This window comes from Halomonas sp. AOP25-F1-15 (assembly GCF_052378675.1).
GTDB classification, from domain to species: Bacteria; Pseudomonadota; Gammaproteobacteria; order Pseudomonadales; family Halomonadaceae; genus Vreelandella; species Vreelandella casei.
The window spans coordinates 421,494-438,474 of sequence record NZ_JBQSXV010000002.1 but is presented as its reverse complement, the minus strand read 5'-3'; the positions used below and the strand labels follow the sequence as shown (position 1 = coordinate 438,474).

General features: G+C 55.0%; 15 protein-coding genes. 10 read left to right on the top strand and 5 right to left on the bottom strand.

What is annotated here, in order from left to right; all coding sequences use genetic code 11:
• Positions 1-9: 9 nt before the first annotated feature.
• Positions 10-678: a TetR/AcrR family transcriptional regulator gene (locus tag ACT3TF_RS05320; protein ID WP_193062476.1), complete on the bottom strand. Its 669-nt coding sequence runs from the start codon at positions 676-678 to the stop codon at positions 10-12.
• Between the two features lie 214 nt (positions 679-892).
• Here ACT3TF_RS05320 and ACT3TF_RS05315 point away from each other — a divergent pair, with 214 nt between their 5' ends.
• Together ACT3TF_RS05315 and ACT3TF_RS05310 are read left to right on the top strand one after the other, a co-directional pair.
• Entirely contained in the window at positions 893-2,032 is a 1,140-nt protein-coding gene (locus ACT3TF_RS05315) for an HlyD family secretion protein (protein WP_444671731.1), read from the top strand.
• Positions 2,029-3,579, top strand: a complete 1,551-nt coding sequence (locus ACT3TF_RS05310) for a DHA2 family efflux MFS transporter permease subunit (protein WP_444671730.1) — start codon at positions 2,029-2,031, stop codon at positions 3,577-3,579. Before ACT3TF_RS05315 ends, ACT3TF_RS05310 begins: the two co-directional genes overlap by 4 nt.
• Positions 3,580-3,592: 13 nt before the next feature.
• Here the strand turns inward: ACT3TF_RS05310 and epmA are convergent, their stop codons facing one another.
• Positions 3,593-4,573, bottom strand: coding sequence for an EF-P lysine aminoacylase EpmA (gene epmA, locus ACT3TF_RS05305; protein WP_444671729.1), 981 nt, complete (start codon positions 4,571-4,573; stop codon positions 3,593-3,595).
• 80 nt (positions 4,574-4,653) lie between these two features.
• Positions 4,654-5,220, bottom strand: coding sequence for an elongation factor P (gene efp / locus ACT3TF_RS05300; protein ID WP_096280910.1), 567 nt, complete (start codon positions 5,218-5,220; stop codon positions 4,654-4,656).
• 99 nt (positions 5,221-5,319) lie between these two features.
• Here efp and epmB point away from each other — a divergent pair, with 99 nt between their 5' ends.
• Positions 5,320-6,330 carry an EF-P beta-lysylation protein EpmB gene (epmB, locus tag ACT3TF_RS05295; protein ID WP_225734264.1) on the top strand — a complete coding sequence of 337 codons (1,011 nt, stop codon included), beginning with the start codon at positions 5,320-5,322 and terminating at the stop codon, positions 6,328-6,330.
• A gap of 171 nt (positions 6,331-6,501) precedes the next feature.
• Here epmB and ACT3TF_RS05290 read toward each other — a convergent pair whose 3' ends face one another.
• Positions 6,502-7,653 (bottom strand): hypothetical protein, encoded by a 1,152-nt coding sequence (locus ACT3TF_RS05290; RefSeq protein WP_444671728.1) that lies wholly within the window; start codon positions 7,651-7,653, stop codon positions 6,502-6,504.
• A gap of 314 nt (positions 7,654-7,967) precedes the next feature.
• On the opposite strand from ACT3TF_RS05290, the gene ACT3TF_RS05285 reads away from it, so the two are divergent.
• Both ACT3TF_RS05285 and ACT3TF_RS05280 read left to right on the top strand, forming a co-directional pair.
• Positions 7,968-8,333, top strand: a complete 366-nt coding sequence (locus ACT3TF_RS05285; protein ID WP_441685976.1) for a hypothetical protein — start codon at positions 7,968-7,970, stop codon at positions 8,331-8,333.
• 10 nt (positions 8,334-8,343) lie between these two features.
• Complete coding sequence (locus ACT3TF_RS05280; RefSeq protein ID WP_444671727.1) at positions 8,344-10,377, top strand: pyrroloquinoline quinone-dependent dehydrogenase; 2,034 nt, start codon at positions 8,344-8,346, stop codon at positions 10,375-10,377.
• 100 nt (positions 10,378-10,477) lie between these two features.
• Here the strand turns inward: ACT3TF_RS05280 and ACT3TF_RS05275 are convergent, their stop codons facing one another.
• Positions 10,478-11,350 carry an ion transporter gene (locus ACT3TF_RS05275; RefSeq protein WP_444671726.1) on the bottom strand — a complete coding sequence of 291 codons (873 nt, stop codon included), beginning with the start codon at positions 11,348-11,350 and terminating at the stop codon, positions 10,478-10,480.
• 173 nt (positions 11,351-11,523) lie between these two features.
• Between ACT3TF_RS05275 and ACT3TF_RS05270 the strand changes: the two genes are divergently transcribed.
• Genes ACT3TF_RS05270 through ACT3TF_RS05250 form a run of 5 tightly spaced genes read left to right on the top strand, consistent with a single transcriptional unit; the run spans position 11,524 to position 16,973 of the window.
• Positions 11,524-14,364 carry a monovalent cation/H+ antiporter subunit A gene (locus ACT3TF_RS05270; RefSeq protein ID WP_444671725.1) on the top strand — a complete coding sequence of 947 codons (2,841 nt, stop codon included), beginning with the start codon at positions 11,524-11,526 and terminating at the stop codon, positions 14,362-14,364.
• Complete coding sequence (locus tag ACT3TF_RS05265) at positions 14,364-14,696, top strand: Na+/H+ antiporter subunit C (protein WP_096280926.1); 333 nt, start codon at positions 14,364-14,366, stop codon at positions 14,694-14,696. The genes ACT3TF_RS05270 and ACT3TF_RS05265 overlap by 1 nt, the downstream gene beginning before the upstream one ends.
• On the top strand, positions 14,693-16,216 hold the full coding sequence (locus tag ACT3TF_RS05260; protein ID WP_096280928.1) for a monovalent cation/H+ antiporter subunit D: 1,524 nt from the start codon (positions 14,693-14,695) through the stop codon (positions 16,214-16,216). Before ACT3TF_RS05265 ends, ACT3TF_RS05260 begins: the two co-directional genes overlap by 4 nt.
• Complete coding sequence (locus tag ACT3TF_RS05255) at positions 16,213-16,710, top strand: Na+/H+ antiporter subunit E (protein ID WP_096280930.1); 498 nt, start codon at positions 16,213-16,215, stop codon at positions 16,708-16,710. Before ACT3TF_RS05260 ends, ACT3TF_RS05255 begins: the two co-directional genes overlap by 4 nt.
• Positions 16,704-16,973, top strand: a complete 270-nt coding sequence (locus ACT3TF_RS05250; RefSeq protein WP_096280932.1) for a K+/H+ antiporter subunit F — start codon at positions 16,704-16,706, stop codon at positions 16,971-16,973. Before ACT3TF_RS05255 ends, ACT3TF_RS05250 begins: the two co-directional genes overlap by 7 nt.
• Positions 16,974-16,981 lie beyond the last annotated feature (8 nt).

Genomic DNA, 16,981 nt, shown 5'->3' with positions numbered 1-16,981 from the left:
CCATCGACATTAGGCCTGCGGGCGGGCAACACCAGCGAGAAATATGTCCACGCAGCGCTGGGCACGGGCATTACACTTTGCCTCGTCAAGCTGCAGGTCGCGGCCTAGTAAGGCGTCGATATGCCACTCGCCAAGCAACATGCCCATGAAAATACCGGCAGCCTCACGGGGCTCTTCAAGCGCTAGGCGGCCACCTTCAACCTGATCACGCAGGTAGCAGGCGAGCGCTTGGCGTGTGTGATCAGGGCCGCGGGCCAGGAACATCTCGCCAAGTTCAGGGGCCCGCTCGGCCTCAAATGCTAGCCCTCTCACCAAACGAATCACGCCTGCATCAAATACCAGCATCAGCATGCGACGCCCCAGCTCGTAAAGCACCTGCTCGGGGGCCTGCTGATCCCGGCGCCCCTCTTCTAGCACGGCCCAAGCAGTGGCGATATGCCGCTCCATCGCCGCCGTAAACAGCCCCTCTTTATTACCAAACTGCTTGTAGAGCGTTGCCAATGAGCCACCTGCACGAGCAACCACTTCATTAACACTGGCGCCAGCATAGCCCTGCTCGAGAAACACATCTCGCGCCGCGTCTAGCAAGCGTTCACGACGCGCCACCCCGCGCGACGTCAGCATCACATCGCTTTTGTTAGCATCATCGGCCGAGTCTTTCATGATTGAGAGAGGCATCCACACTCCAATATAGAGGCATGCTAAAAGAGCATTAATTATACAGACGCTGCGCTAAACAGTTATTTTTTACGCTAGTCATGTAATGTAGCATTCATTACACTATATATCCTCACAACCTTTCCCGCCTGCGTTCAGCATGTCACTTCTCGTCATTGAGCAGTCTTTTCGGGGTGATAGCGTTTCTTAGGGATGACATCGTTAAGGAGTGTCCATGTCGGAAAATGGCAAGCAAGAAGCTAATACCGGTAAAAAATATAAGGGCAAGATACTGGCTGTCATCATCGTCTTAATCGCGCTAGGAGCGCTGATTTGGTGGGGCGTCGGCTGGTGGCAGACCGGGCGTTTCATGGCAGAAACCGACAACGCCTACGTGCGCACCGATAGTGTCGCCGTGCGTGCAGAGCTGTCAGCACGCGTCGCGCAAGTGGCTGTGCATGACAACCAAACGGTGAGCCAAGGCGATCTACTCATACGTCTGGACGATGCCAGCTATCGCGACCAGTTGGCTCAAGCTAGAGCGCAACAAGCGGTGGCCGCCGCATCAATCGTTCAGTCACAGCGTCAGATAGCCTTACAGCAGGCATCTATCGACCAGGCCAATGCCCAGGTAGATGCCGCCGAAGCCGATGTCGGCCAAGCTCGCCAGCACCTTGAGCGCTCGTCTTCTCTTGCCGCCAGCAACTATGGCTCTCGCCAGCAAAACGAGGACGATCAAACCACGCTCAGGGTTGCTGAGGCCAACCTGGCTCAGACCCGCGCCGCGGTTATCTCGGCCAGGCGTCAGTTGGAGGTGGCCGAAAGCGACGTGACCCGAGCTGAAGCCAATCTGGATGCTGCAGGCGCCGATTTTGACTATGCCCAACATCAGCTCGACAAAACGCGTATCGTCGCGCCGCGGGCGGGCATCATCGGCAACCTTCAGGTGAAGGCCGGCGCGCTGGCTCAGCCATCCCTAACCCTGCTGCAGCTAGTGCCCATTGAATCAGCCTACGTGGCGGCTAATTTTAAGGAAACCCAGCTTGAGCGGATACGCGTCGGTCAGCCGGTCAATATTCATTTAGATGCCTACCCGAACATCACATATCAGGGCGTGGTCGACAGCCTATCCCCGGCCACGGGCACTGAGTTCAGTCTGTTGCCTCAGGATAACGCTACCGGCAACTTCAATAAAATCGTGCAGCGCGTGCCCGTCAAGATTCGCTTTACCGGCCCACAAGATGCATTAAATCTACTGCGTGCAGGGCTTTCGGCGGTGCCGGAAATCGATACTCGCAACCTTGAGCCAGGCAACGACACAGGGGTTGCCCACGTAAACACCCCGGGTAGCCCCCAGGAACGCCGCGACTTATGAGCGAGGCAGCAGGAAGCCCGTCCACCGGCGTCAGCGACATGCCATCCTGGCGCCAGCGAGTCGGTTTCATTGCCGCGGTGTTTGGCATGTTTATGGCGATTTTGGATATTCAGATCGTCGCCAGCTCGCTAAACGAGATCCAGTCGGGTCTTTCGGCTAGCGCAGACCAGATATCCTGGGTGCAAACCTCTTATCTGATTGCAGAGATAGTGATGATTCCGCTATCGGGTATGCTGATGCGGATTCTTTCAACGCGCGTCGTCTTCACCCTTTCCTGCGCGGGCTTCACCTTGGCAAGCCTTGGCTGCGCCATGGCTACTTCAATTGAACAACTTATCGTACTGCGTGCCATTCAGGGCTTCATGGGCGGCGCGATGATTCCCATTACGCAAGCGGTCAGCTTCTCGATCTTTCCTCGCCGGGTGATGGGCAGCGTACAGGCAGTCATTGGCATGGTGGTGACCATGGCGCCTTCAATTGGCCCCACGGTGGGCGGCTACATCACTGAAGCCCAGAGCTGGCATTGGCTATTCTTAGCCAATATCATTCCGGGAATACTGGTGTGCTGGGCATCATGGAAGTTTCTAGATATCGACAAGCCTAATCACGCGCTAGCGCGCAAGCTTGACCTTATCGGCCTGGCCCTGATAGCGGTGTTTCTAGGATCACTTGAGTTCGTCCTTGAAGAGGGCCCAGGCGATGACTGGTTCGCCAGTGATCGTATCGCCATCTTCAGTGTGGTGTGCCTGCTGGCGGGCGTGTGGTTTTTTACTCGCACATTGCGAAGCGATCACCCGATTGTCGACTTGCGCGCTTTCGCCAACCGCAACTTCGCGATCGGCGCGGGAATGGGCTTTATTATCGGCATTGCGCTGTATGGGCTGGTTTACATCATGCCGCTGTTCTTTGGCTACGTACGCGGCTACTCAAGCCTACAGATCGGTCAAGTCATGTTTGTCACCGGGGTAACGATGTTCCTGTGTGCACCGATCGTCGGCCAAGCGACTAATCATCTAGACCTGCGCGTGATGCTATTTTTCGGTTTACTGCTGGTAGGCGTGGGCACCATGATGAACAGCAATCTCACCGTGGAGTCGGGGTTCTGGCAGTTCTGCTTGCCGCAGATTGTGCGCGGCATGGGGCTCATCATGTGCATCATTCCGGCCTCGCGAATCGCGCTAGGCACCCTTCCACCCAGCGAAGTAGGCAACGCCAGCGGGCTCTTCAACGTGATGCGCAATTTAGGCGGCGCCATGGGGCTTGCACTGCTTGATACGGTGCGCGATATCCGCGAGGACTTTCACTGGAATCAGCTAATTCCGGCCATCGATACCGGCCGAGAGGTGGTAGTGACTGAAATCGCCAAGTATGAAGCCATGCTCAGCGGGTCGGTACCTGATGCCTACCACGCGGCCGTTGGCTTACTCGTACAGCGGGTCTCACAGCAGGCCCAGGTACTAGCCTTTAACGATATTTTTACGTGGATGGGCCTGATCTATATCGCCACAGTGCCGCTGGTGTTTCTACTCAAACGCATCAAGGCATAAGACGTATCCCGCCCTAACAATGGGGTGTTGAAAATGCGAGTACGTCTTCCAAGCGCGCCTTTCCCAGCGCCAACTGAATAAGACGGTCGATGCCCAGCGCCACGCCTGCCCCCTCGGGCATGCCATGCTCAAGCGCGGCCAGCAGGTTCTCGTCAATATCCACTTCCGGCAAGCCTAAACGACGCCGCTCGGCGTTATCAGCATTAAAGCGCAGGCGCTGCTCTTCTGCATCGGTTAGCTCATCGTAGCCATTGGCCAGCTCAATACCATTAACATAAAGCTCAAAGCGAGACGCCACCCACTCGCCATCCGCATCCTGATGGCGGCGAGCCAGCGCCGCTTGGCTGGTAGGGTAATCGGTGACCACGCTAAGCTCCTGCTGGCCAAGCTGAGGCTCAATGACCATGCTCATCAATAAGTCCAAACAGGTATCACGCCCTTCATCGGCCAAGGCATGAGCAGACATTTGCCCCCGCTCTGAGGCCAACGCCCGCAGTTTTTCCAGCGACGATGTAAAGGGGTCGACCGCCAGGTGGGTATGAAACAGCTCGCGGTAACGATAATGCACAATGTCGCCAGGCGCAGTTGGCAGCAGAGCTATAACCAGCGCCGCCGTTTCTGCAATCATCTCATTGAGCGAAAACTGAGGCCGATACCACTCAAGCATGGTGAACTCGATATTATGCCGCGCACCCACTTCACCATCGCGAAAACTTCTGGCTAGTTGAAAAATCGCCCCACTGCCGGCAGCCAGCAGTCGCTTCATATGAAACTCAGGCGAAGTTTGCAGCCAGAGACGGCGCTGCCCTCGGTCAGTGCGTGCCAGAGTATTCAGTGAGACCAGATGCACATCCGTGCTGCCGCCCTGCCCTAACACCGGCGTTTCGACTTCTAGCACATTACGCACAGCAAAAAATGCCCGCACGCTGGCCATTAAACGCGCACGCTCGCGCAATGTTTCGATAGACGCTGTGGGGTGCCAATCAATGGCCATTACGACTCCTAGGGCAAGGCACGAAAAAAAGCCACGCTCGTTGCGTGGCCTTTAAATCATATCATCGGCAGCAAAACTGATTAAGCGCGCGAGACGTAATCGCCGCTGCGCGTATCAATTTTTAGCACTTCACCACGGTTGATAAACAGCGGTACGCGTACTACGGCACCCGAGGTAAGCGTTGCAGGCTTAGAGCCGCCCTGGGCCGTATCGCCCTTCAAGCCAGGGTCTGTTTCGACGACTTCCAGCTCAATGAAGTTGGGCGGCGTAACAGAAATAGCCTTGTCGTCCCACAACGTAATGGTATAAGGCACCTGCTCTTTAAGCCATTTTGAGGTATCGCCTAGGGCTTTCTTTTCCACGGCATACTGCTCGAAGGAGCCATCGGTCTTCATGAAGTGCCACATGTCACCGTCGGTGTAGAGATATTCCATCTCTAAATCCATGACATCGGCGCCTTCCAGCGAGTCACCGGATTTGAACGTCTTCTCACCCACACGGCCAGTCATCAGGTTACGCATTTTAACGCGGTTAAACGCCTGCCCTTTACCTGGCTTGACCAGCTCGTTCTCGACAATCGAACAAGGGTCGCCGTCGAGCATTACTTTCAAACCGGCTTTGAATTCATTGGTAGAATAGTTCGCCATATCGCCTCTCAATTACCTATTCTTAGCTACGTGGTCTGCGAAGCCGCGGCTTCACGCTTATGATCAGTGCGTCGCATGATAACCCGAAGGAGGGCTTTTTTGCAGGAGAACATCATTATTGCCGCGTCTAAGACGCCCCTGACTTGGCAACAGCAACTTTCTATGGCCATTCGCGACCCGCAGGTGCTGTGCGACCGGCTAGGATTAAGCAGCCAGTGGCTAGCAGGCGCACAGACGGGGCATGCGCTGTTTGACGTGTGCGTGCCCGATGCTTATCTCAACAGAATAGCGTATGCCGATCTAAACGATCCACTGCTACGCCAGGTTCTGCCCGTCGATAAAGAGGCGCTTACGCCCCCAGGCTATGTGGCTGACCCGCTGGAAGAGAGCGGCCATCAACCGGCAAAAGGGTTAATCCACAAATACGCTAACCGTGTACTACTAATTGCCAGCCCGACCTGTGCGATCAACTGCCGCTACTGCTTTCGCCGTCACTTTCCCTATAGCGACAACGCCCCTTCGCGAGCGCAGTGGCAAGAAGCGCTCGACTACCTGCGAGCAGATACGTCGATCCATGAGGCGATTCTTTCCGGGGGCGACCCGCTGGCTGCCAATGACCGCCAGCTAGCATGGCTGGTTGATCAACTTGAGGGCATTCCGCACATTAAACGGCTACGCGTTCACACCCGCCTGCCGGTGGTGATACCTGACCGAGTTGATGACGCCTTATTGGCATGGCTAAGCAATACGCGGCTACAGAAAGTGATCGTCTTGCACATCAACCATGCCAACGAAATTGACCAAGCCGTGATAGATGCCTGCACGCGCTTGAAGCAAACAGGCGTGACGCTACTTAACCAGAGCGTGCTGCTGCGCGGCGTGAACGACAATGTGACGACGCTGGCCACTCTCTCCGAGCGCCTGTTTGAAGCAGGCATACTGCCTTACTACCTGCACGTATTGGACCCGGTGCAGGGCGCGGCGCATTTTGATGTGGCGGATAGTGAAGCAAAGGAACTGATCGCCGAGCTTCGTGATCACTTGCCCGGTTTTTTGATGCCACGCCTAGTGCGGGAAATCCCCGGCAAAGGGAGCAAAACGCCGCTTTAATATCGCGGCACTCACCTACCGGATCGACTTTTAGCGCATTACTACCCACTCACAGTGGGAAGATTTTCTGAAAAATAGATCTCCATTGCCGTCGGGGCGGGCTCTGAGTGATCACCATGTCCATCACGCCTTCGATTAACATGCCACGGGTATCGGGAGTCAGCCCATGGCCTATGAAGCTGGCGTGATGATCTCTTTGCTTTTTCGCGCACTGATATTGGTCGTGGCCACAAACCTTGAAAAGCAAAATCGCAACAGCGGCATGAGAAGCCATAAAACAGGTACCAGTACCCAGCGCCAAACAAAGCGCACCATCAGAAGAACCGGCAGCAGCACCAACAGCCAGATGACAAACTGCCCCAGCCATACTGGCAAGCTGAGCCATTTCGCCACATTGGCTCCCAGTGCGCTTACCAGCGACGGATGGCGAACCACCACATAAGCAGTGCCAGCAACCGCCGCCACTTTGGCCATACGTGGCAGGCTGGCAAAGCGCCCACCACCTGCGGCTAAACCTGAGCGTAATCCAGTGCGAGCTCCCTGTGCCTCAACACTGCTTAGACGTGCGCCTCGCGCAACACCCCCTGCCCGCAGAACCTTAACGGTGCTCGCCATCAATAAAAGGTCTACGCCCGCCCAACCCACGTCCACGGCACCAATCGCCTCATCACGACGCCATTGATTTTCCAGATTACGTAGACCGCTGGTAAAGAAATCGCTGAGCCCTGCAACGACACGCTCCCCTTGGAGCCAGTGCACATCGCCCGCGCTACCCACCACAAACTGATTGAGCAAGCCATGACCTTCCGCTTCCAGTAAGACAATGCCCATTTGTCCCCGCCGATATGGGCTCCACACGGAGGCTTCTGTTACCTCGCCCTGTCGCTGCGCCTGTTCAGCATCCTCATTCCACCAGCGGCTCAACTGCTGGTAGTGCTCACCCACCCAATGCTGAGCACGCAGCGTGGCGATATCATTATCGCGATAGTAGATAATCGGCAGTACGGCATCGGGGCCGAAACGCACCAGCACCTGCTGAAACTCAGGCAGTGCGGCATACTCAAGTAACGCAACACGGGCGATATCGCCATAACGCATGATGGCCAACTGGGCGTTCATCCAGAGCGCCTGATCGCTTGCGTAGTGAAGAAAAACTGCGTTTAGATCGGCCGACTCTTGAGCCAGCGAAGCTTCAATGGAAGGTAGTGTGCGCTGCGCTTCAAGCCGTACTAGTCGTGGTTCAAAGGCCTCACTTGAGGCTAGCGCCGATAGTCCGCCCGCCAATACGGTCGCTATCGCAAGCATTGTCAAAAAGATACGCATACTTCGCTCTTCTTATTGGGCAGAGATTGCCATTGTAGCGCGCTCGCTCATCCACAAAGTTAACTATTAAGCAGCGTTTTTAGCATTACCTATCATTTCTGGCGACCCAAACCGAGCAATACTTTATTTTCTTTCTATACTCTGTATATACCCACCCCGCCTCGTCGGGGTTTTTAACACTTCAGAAGAAACAACCAGCATCTACGGGCAAATTAGATGCGAACAAACATAGCCCTATGATAAAGTTACCAGGCTAACTTTATTCTCAATATTTAGTTCGTGTTAGGGCATTCCCACCTGGAGACCAGAACGCCATGTCGCAACCACTCAGGGCTAAAATGGGCGCTATCGTGCTATTGATAGCTTCGCTCGTCGGGCTAGCCATCGCCCTCTATGCCTACTTCACACCGCTGACCGGGGTCACCGGCACACTCGGTGCGCTAGTCGCTAGCGCGGCTTGTTTTGCACTTGCGGTGATGGCGCTGCTTCTTATGGTGGCCACCGGGCGAGGCGCCATTATCGTATTGCGACTGCTGATCCTTATTGGACTTGCCGGCACTTTCTTCGCTGGATTTCTCCTGCACCAGTGGTGGGTCGACGCTGCCATGGTGGTCGGTCTGATTGGCCTTATTATTGATATGGCTCGTCCATCATCCCATGCCCGCCCCACCCACGCCTGAGGAGCCGTCCATGCCGATTTTTTTACCTGTTATCAATACCCGCTTCAAAGCAGTTACATCTGGGTTGGGCACAGCTACCGTTATAGCCGCTTGTCTAACGCCGCTCACGCTGCTAGCACAAGATCAACCAGGCTCGCCAGAGACTCGCTCCCAGCCACAAGGACAACAGGCTGACGCTGACCCGATTCCACTAGTACCCGGCGAGCCGATCTGGAATAGCTTTCACGGCCAGCTCAATGCGCAAAAGTACAGTCCGCTTGAGCAGATTAATACCGACAACGTGGGTGACCTAGAGAAGGTCTGGGAAGTGCATACCGGCGATGTTTCAGATGGGCACGGCGATCTGCCGCCGACCGTCTGGTCCGCAACGCCGGTATTCGCCAACGATACGCTCTATATCGGCACGCCGTTCTACCGCATTCTGGCGCTTGACCCGGGTACTGGCGAAGAAAAGTGGAGCTTTGACACACAGTCCACTCTCGAAGCCTTGACCCAGCCCGCCTTAAAAAATCGTGGCGTCGCTTACTGGGAAGCCGATGAGCCTGACGCTGGGGAAGCCTGCCAGAAGATCGTCTATCTAGGCACCATGGATGCGCAGCTGTTCGCAGTCGATGCCGATAGCGGCCAGCCGTGTGCCAGCTTTGCCGACAATGGCGTACTGGATGTGAACCAGTGGAATAACACCAACGCTGAGTGGCCGCTTTCGCTGCTGCAGCCGCCGACCGTGGTCGGTGATCATCTAATACTCGGCTGGGCAGGCAAAGACTGGGCGTTTGAGCAGGCGCCTCCAGGCAACGTGTTCTCGATCAACGCGCGTACCGGCGAGCGTGAGTGGACGTTTGAGGTACTGCCCGAAGAAATGCGTGAGCAAAGCGGCACAGCAAACGTCTGGACGCACATGTCAGCGGACGAAGAGCTTGGATTGGTCTATCTGCCCGTCTCCTCGCCGTCACCCAACTACTGGGGCGGCAACCGTACCGAGAGCGCCCCACTAGCGACGTCGACGGCGGCACTCGATATCGAAACTGGCGAGGTAGTGTGGTCGCGCCAATGGGTACATCACGACATCTGGGATTACGATATTAACTCGGCCCCCACGCTGATGGATATTACCGTGGACGGCGAAGAGATTCCGGCTCTGATCCAAGCAACCAAAATGGGCTTCCTGTTCGTCGTAAACCGTGAAACCGGCGAAGACGTTTGGCCTATTGAGGAACGCCCGGTGCCAGGCGGCGATGGCTCGGTTGAAGGCGAGGTTTACGCCCCGACTCAACCCTTCCCAACGAAGCCCGCACCACTACTAGACCAATCAGAGAAGCCTAAGGTGTGGGCACTTGCCGACGCGGTGAGCTTTGGCCAATGTTCAGCGCTGTGGGAAGATCTTTGGTATGAAGGCATGTACACCCCGCCAACCACCCAAGGCGAAGGTGCACTCACTTACCCAGACAGCTCCGGCGGCGTTCAGTGGGGAGGCGTTGCCTTTGACCCTGAGAACCAGATTGCGGTGGTCAACACGTCTCACATCGTGCAATACGTGAAACTTTACAGCCGGGAAGATTACGATAAAGCGGATAGCGGTTCAGGCAACGAGAGTGGTTTTTCACCTCAAGCTGGCGCGCCCTATGGCATGCGTCTTGAGGTAGCCCGCAACTGGCTTGGCATGCCTTGCTGGGAACCGCCTTTCGGTGAACTTGTGGCGCTGGATATGACCACCGGCGACGTCAAATGGCGTCGGCCAGTAGGCGTATCGCAACAGTATGGCTTCTTCATGCCAGAGAGCTGGGGCTCACCTACTATTGGCGGCCCTGCGATAACGGCTGGCGGCATTATCTTCATCGGCGCATCGATGGATGCCAAGGTGCGTGCCTACTCTCTGGAAACAGGTGAAGAGCTGTGGTCTGATCAAGCACAGGCGCCGTCTGTGTCCATTCCTGCCGTCTACGAATATGAAGGCCGTCAATACGTTGCCTTTATCGCCGGCGGTAACTCCATTCTCAAGGATCAGGTCGGCGATCAAATCGCGGTCTACGCACTACCTGAGTAACGCCAGTAAAACCTACGTTAAAGTAGCGTAGCCTGACGGGGTGGCCCTTTGCATTGCAAAGGGCCAACCCGCTTTGCTTTCAAACGGCAAAAAAATATCATCAATGGTCAGTATGGTTACTAACTGAATCCTTCTGTGGCGAGTGCCCGTCGCGCTGAGCCAGCGCTGATTCCATTCGGTCAAGCTGTGCGCGTAAATCCCGCACATCGCTACGCAGCCCCTTCATTTGGGCAGCATCACCGTCATCATCCTCTAAATCGAGTAGCGCACTCTCCTTCTGCATCACGTCCAACACGATGCCAATCATCATGTTGAGGAAAATAAAGGCATTCAGAAAGATAAACGTTAAAAAGAAGATCCAGGCATAGGGATAAACTTCCATGGTGGGATAAAGCACGGCCGTCGCCCAGCTTTCAAAGGTCGCCACCTGGAACAGCGTTAGCATCGCCAGCGAAATATTGCCCCACAGCCCCTCATCAACGGTATGAAATAGAAAGCTGCCAATGGCGGCATAAATATAGAAAATGATAAACATCAGCAGAACGACATAGCCCATCCGCGGCACCGACTTCACCAGGGCATTGAGCAGCATCTGCAGTTCAGGAATCATCGACACCAATCGCAGCACTCTGAAAATACGCAGCAGCCGCGCCAACAGGACCATTTCAGAGTCATCCATAGGGATTAAACTGGCGGTCACAATCAGAAAATCAAAAACGTTCCAGCCCTTTTTGAAGAAGCTCAGAAGAGTGCGCTCAGCGGCCATCCTGATTAAAATTTCTATCAAAAAGAAGATAGTGACGGCGACATCTAAATACAGCAGCCACTGCTCAATCCGAGAGGTTTCTTCATAGGTTTTGGCCCCTATCACTAAGGCCGAAATAACGATAATGGCAATCACTACGGCTTCGAAAAGCTTGTTTGATCGCAGCTTTTCAAAACGGGCTTGCCAGGTATTAAAGGGTTCACTCATGGAACAAAAAATCTCTCATCGGTTGACCGGCACACTTTATACTAAAATTACACAGCTACTGCACAAGTGATATCCTCTTGTTCCACTTGATGTATCCTGCACCACCAGAACCCTCTCCAGGCGCTCTGGAGGTGTTCTTTTGACTTTTTTAACTTAGCCGCTGGATGACACCCATGACATTGCTTTGGATAGCCTTGTTGCCTTTGCTAGGCGTACTGGTGCCGCTACTCACCGCACGATTTGGTCGCAGTGTCTGTTCACTGACAACCGCCGTGCTACCAGCGACCGCGCTAGCAATGACGCTACTCAACGTGCCGGCGCTACAAGATGGCGAGCAGCTGCGTTTTTCAGCCACCTGGATGCCGGAACTAGCGCTAAACTTAGCGTTTCGGCTGGACGGGTTATCGCTGCTGTTTAACCTGCTGATACTGGGCATTGGGCTACTGATTATACTTTATGCCCATTACTATCTCGCAAAAGATGAGCCGTTTGGCCGATTTTACGCCTTCTTGATGCTATTTATGGCATCAATGGTGGGCATTTCAATGTCGGACAATTTGATTCTGCTCTGGTTTTTCTGGGAGTTAACCAGCCTCTCGTCATTCTTACTTATTGGTTATTGGTCACATCAATCAGATGCTCGTAAGGGCGCCCGAATGGCGCTAACGATCACTGGTGCCGGTGGGCTTGCCCTGTTGGCGGGCTTGCTACTGCTTGGCAACATGGCGGGCAGTTTCAGCATGGGCGACGTATTAGCAAGCGGCGACGCAATTCTTGCCGACCCGCGCTACCCACTGATGCTGTGCTTAGTATTACTCGGCGCGTTTACCAAATCAGCGCAGTTTCCTTTTCATTTTTGGCTGCCCCACGCAATGGCCGCTCCCACGCCGGTGTCGGCCTACCTACACTCTGCCACCATGGTTAAAGCGGGCATTTTCCTGATGGCGCGACTGCATCCTGCGATTGCCGGCAGCGAGCTATGGAGCGTGGTTGTCTCGCTGGTCGGCATTATAACGATGCTGTATGGCGCGTGGTTTGCACTGATCAAGAGCGACCTGAAAGGCATATTAGCGTTTTCCACGGTTAGCCATCTCGGCTTGATTACCGTGCTACTGGGCATTGGCAGCCCAATGGCAATTTTGGCGGCCCTTTTTCATATTCTCAATCACGCCACTTTCAAAGCCGCGCTGTTTATGAGTGCGGGCATCATTGATCACGAAGCCGGTTCCCGCGAACTTAAGCAGTTGGGTGGCCTGAGAAAAGCGATGCCTGTCACGGCGCTGCTAACCACGTTGGCGGCAGCGTCCATGGCGGGTGTCCCACTGTTAAACGGTTTCTTATCTAAAGAAATGTTCTTTACCGAGACGCTGGCAACCCCCGTGTTCGGCGGAATAAGCTGGCTATTGCCCGCGCTAGCAACGATCGGCGGCGTTCTGTCGGTGGCCTACTCGCTGCGCTTGGTCCACGCAGTCTTCTTCAAGCCCGCTCGCGAAGCACCGCCTAAGACGCCTCACGAGCCGCCTCGCCTGATGCGCCTGCCGATGGAAATACTGGTTGCCTTGTGCGTGGTGGTCGGGTTATTTCCCGCAGTGATGGCCACCAACATCTTAGAACTTGCTAGCCTGGCCGTGATTGGTAGCCCTCTGGATATCCACCTGGCGATCTGGCATGGCGTCAACCTGCCGCTGATGATGAGTGTGCTCGCTTTTGTAGCCGGCATTGCGCTTTATTGGCGCTACGGCAACGTTCAACGTTTTACTCAGCAGTTTGTGGGCGTGGATGCTCGCCGCATATTTGAACGTATTCTTATTGCCATTAGCTTTCGCGCCGAACAGCTTATTACTACGCTCGACGGTAATTCCTTACAGCGCTATGTAGGCTGGCTATGGTTAGCGGCGCTATTAATGGGCGGCATAGGCCTCGTTCAAATACCCGATTTAACCGGCGCGGCGGGCAATCAACCCTTAGATGGCGTGCTGATTTTAGGCGCGGGAATGCTGATGTTCGGTGGCATAGCGACCGCTGCCACTCACCGCTATCGGCTTATTTCGCTGCTAATGCTATCGGTGGTGGGCCTGTTTGTTGCTCTCACCTTTGCCCGTTTCTCAGCGCCCGACCTTGCCCTGACACAGCTTTCGGTCGAAGTTGTGACCATGATTCTGCTGATGCTGGCGCTATTTTTCTTACCGCAGAAAACCCCTAGAGAATCCAGCCCGCTGCGTAATATTCGCGATATGTTGCTGGCGGGGTCGCTAGGGTTAGTCGTTGCTAGCCTTAACTATACGGTCATGACCCATGATACCCAGTCAATTTCTAGCTTCTTTTTAGAAAACAGTAAGCCTGGCGGCGGTGGCTATAACGTAGTCAACGTTATATTGGTCGACTTCCGTGGCTTCGATACCCTGGGTGAAATTACCGTGCTGGCCATCGCGGGCTTAGCGATATTTAAGCTATTGAATCGCCTGCGTCTGTTTATGCCGCACAGCGACGGCGAAGGCCGTGTATGGTCCCCTGACCGTTACCCTGCGGTGCTTACCTCCATTTCAATGACGCTGCTTCCGTTGGCGCTGCTGGTCTCTGCGTTTATTTTCTTGCGCGGCCACAACCAGCCAGGCGGCGGGTTTATTGCCGGCTTAATTACCGCCGTGGCGCTTATTCTGCTGTATATGGCGCGTGGCGTGGCGTGGGCACAGGAACGTTTGGATTTCCCATTCCAACCAGTGGCGGTTATCGGGGTGGCCGTGGCCACGCTCACCGGACTAGGCAGCTGGCTGTTTGGGCATCCGTTCTTAACCTCCGCTTTCGGCTATTTTAGTCTTCCACTGATCGGCACGTTTGAGCTGGCCACCGCACTGCTGTTTGATCTGGGCGTGTACTTGGCCGTCGTCGGGGCCACGCTGATGATTCTTGCCAACCTTGGTAAAGTCACCACCGCGCATCGCCCGGTGACCGAAGCGACGGAAAAAGATATCGACGCCCCCCCAGCCTCTTCAGCTACTCAGGAGCCCCGTTAATGGAATTGCTTTACGCGATGACCACCGGTGTATTGACCGCTTCTGGTCTCTATCTCACGTTAAGAGGCCGTACCTTTCCCGTCGTGGTGGGCCTTACGCTGCTCTCTTACGCGGTAAACCTGTTTCTGTTTTCGATGGGCGGACTGACCACTGACGGCGCCGCGATTGTGTCCGAGGGCGGAAACGTTGCCGACCCTCTTCCTCAAGCGCTGGTGCTTACCGCCATCGTTATCGGCTTTGCAATGACGGCTTTTGTGGTGATCCTGGCAATGCGGGCACGCAGCGAAGTGGGCAACGACCACGTCGACGGCAATAAGGAAGACCGAGAATGATGCAGCACCTGATTGTTTTTCCTGTTGTCCTGCCACTGATTGCGGGCATCTTAATGCTCTATCAGCGCCAAGGATTAGTGCGCTATAAGCGCACGGTTAGCGTGGCGGCTACGCTGCTGTTACTACTGGTGGCAATAGGCTTAGTACGCCAAGCCGCCAGCGGTGACGTGACTTACTACGCGCTGGGCGATTGGCAGGCACCCTTTGGTATCGTGCTGGTTCTGGATCGCCTCTCTGCGTTAATGGTGCTGTTAACCGCCACCCTAGCAGTGGGTGCCGTGGTGTTTGCCTGCGCGGGTGACGACGAAAAAGGCAGCAATTTCCATGGTCTTTTTCAATGGCAGCTGCTGGGGATAAACGGCGCCTTTTTAACCGGCGACCTATTCAACCTTTTCGTCTTTTTCGAAGTACTGCTGCTGGCGTCTTACGCGCTGCTGCTGCACGGCGGTGGCAAAGCGCGCATTCAAGCCAGCGTGCACTATGTGGTGCTCAACCTAGCGGGTTCTTCGCTGTTTTTAATCGCAGTGGGCATACTCTATGGCGCAACGGGCACCCTCAATATGGCCGATATGGCGATTCGGGTGGCTGACCTGCCGGTTGAGCGCGAAGGCTTAGTCACCGCTGGCGCACTGATGCTGCTAGTCGTTTTTGCTTTAAAATCCGCTATGCTGCCGCTGTATTTTTGGCTGCCCAAAGCCTATGCGTCAGCGCCGGCACCGGTCGCCGCCCTTTTCGCCATTATGACGAAGGTGGGTGTTTACGCCATCCTACGTGTCTATTCGTTAATTTTTGGTGATAGTGCGGGTGATTTGGAAGCACTGGAGCAGCCCTGGGTTTGGTGGCTGTCGCTGGCCACTATTGCAGCCGCAGGCGCTGGCGTAATGGCCGCACGCGACTTACGCCTATTGGTTGCGTATTTAGTGCTGGTATCAGTGGGTACGCTGCTGGCCGGCATCGGCATAGGCACGCCTCAAGCGATCTCGGCACTCTTGTACTACTTGATACATACGACGCTGATTACCGGCGGACTGTTTCTGTTAGCAGAAATGATCGGCCTGCAGCGTGGCAAAGCCGGTACCCGACTAGTTAAGGGCCGCCCCATGGTGCAAGGTACCGCGCTAGGGATTCTTTTTTTTGCAGGCGCGATCGCCGTAGCGGGCATGCCGCCACTGTCAGGCGCCATTGGCAAAGCTCTGATGCTCAATTCAGCAGAAGGCACTCAGCGGCTATGGCTATGGCCGCTGCTACTGGTCGCGGGGCTGTGTTCCATGGTCGCCCTGGCGCGCGCGGGGTCTACGTTGTTTTGGCGCAGCTACCGCGGCAACATTAGCGGCAGTCCGCTACCGTATCGCCAGTGGTTTGGCGTTATCTGGCTACTTAGCGCGGCTCCCCTGTTAGTGGCATTGGCTGGGCCAGTGAGTAGCTATACACAGGCCACGGCTGAGCAACTCGCTAATCCGCAGGTGCTTATCCGCACGCTACTGCCTGATCAAGCTACTGATGCAGGAGAAGCACAATGATTGCTCCACGCGCCTGGCTGCCCACGCCTGTTTTATCCCTATTACTATTGGTAGTTTGGCTGCTGTTAGTGCGCAGCTACGCCATTGGTCAGTTTGTGTTAGGCGGCTCCTTAGCCATTTTGATTCCCCTGCTGACCCACCGCTTTTGGGATGCACGCCCAAGGATCGCCAAGCCTTTCGCTCTACTGCGCTTTTTCTTTCGAGTGCTCGGCGATATAGTCATCGCCAACTTTGAAGTGGCTTACTTAATTACCAACCCTTGGCGCAAGCTTCGCCCCCATTTTATTGAATACCCGCTGATACTTGAAGAACGATTCACCATCACCCTACTGGCCAGCACTATTAGCCTGACGCCGGGCACCGTCTCGGCTAACTTACGCCTGGACGGTAAATCACTGCTGATTCACGCCTTAGACGTGGATGATGAAGAGGTGCTGATCGAGCAAATACGCGAGCGCTATGAACGCCCCCTTAAGGAGATTTACGAATGTTAAGTATTGCACTCTACATCACCTTAACCCTGGTCGTGATGGCACTACTGCTGAACCTTTATCGGCTCACCATCGGTCCTAGCCTACCTGATCGGGTATTAGCGCTGGATACCATGTACGTAAACTCAATTGCGCTCATTGTGCTCTTGGGGCTATGGCTTAACAGCAAAACGTATTTCGAGTCAGCGCTATTGATCGCCATGCTAGGGTTCATCAGTACTGTGGCAGTGTGTAAATATATTTTGCGCGGAGATATTATCGAATGACGCACATA

Excerpts from the sequence above, each read along its gene's own strand:
- epmA (WP_444671729.1), bottom strand. The coding sequence starts at position 4,573 with ATGGCCATTGATTGGCACCCCACAGCGTCTATCGAAACATTGCGCGAG.
- ACT3TF_RS05275 (WP_444671726.1), bottom strand. The coding sequence starts at position 11,350 with ATGAGTGAACCCTTTAATACCTGGCAAGCCCGTTTTGAAAAGCTGCGA.
- ACT3TF_RS05285 (WP_441685976.1), top strand. The coding sequence starts at position 7,968 with ATGTCGCAACCACTCAGGGCTAAAATGGGCGCTATCGTGCTATTGATA.
- efp (WP_096280910.1), bottom strand. The coding sequence starts at position 5,220 with ATGGCGAACTATTCTACCAATGAATTCAAAGCCGGTTTGAAAGTAATG.
- ACT3TF_RS05315 (WP_444671731.1), top strand. The coding sequence starts at position 893 with ATGTCGGAAAATGGCAAGCAAGAAGCTAATACCGGTAAAAAATATAAG.
- ACT3TF_RS05280 (WP_444671727.1), top strand. The coding sequence starts at position 8,344 with ATGCCGATTTTTTTACCTGTTATCAATACCCGCTTCAAAGCAGTTACA.
- ACT3TF_RS05290 (WP_444671728.1), bottom strand. The coding sequence starts at position 7,653 with ATGCGTATCTTTTTGACAATGCTTGCGATAGCGACCGTATTGGCGGGC.
- ACT3TF_RS05320 (WP_193062476.1), bottom strand. The coding sequence starts at position 678 with ATGCCTCTCTCAATCATGAAAGACTCGGCCGATGATGCTAACAAAAGC.
- ACT3TF_RS05255 (WP_096280930.1), top strand. The coding sequence starts at position 16,213 with ATGATTGCTCCACGCGCCTGGCTGCCCACGCCTGTTTTATCCCTATTA.
- ACT3TF_RS05310 (WP_444671730.1), top strand. The coding sequence starts at position 2,029 with ATGAGCGAGGCAGCAGGAAGCCCGTCCACCGGCGTCAGCGACATGCCA.
- ACT3TF_RS05250 (WP_096280932.1), top strand. The coding sequence starts at position 16,704 with ATGTTAAGTATTGCACTCTACATCACCTTAACCCTGGTCGTGATGGCA.
- ACT3TF_RS05270 (WP_444671725.1), top strand. The coding sequence starts at position 11,524 with ATGACATTGCTTTGGATAGCCTTGTTGCCTTTGCTAGGCGTACTGGTG.
- ACT3TF_RS05265 (WP_096280926.1), top strand. The coding sequence starts at position 14,364 with ATGGAATTGCTTTACGCGATGACCACCGGTGTATTGACCGCTTCTGGT.
- ACT3TF_RS05260 (WP_096280928.1), top strand. The coding sequence starts at position 14,693 with ATGATGCAGCACCTGATTGTTTTTCCTGTTGTCCTGCCACTGATTGCG.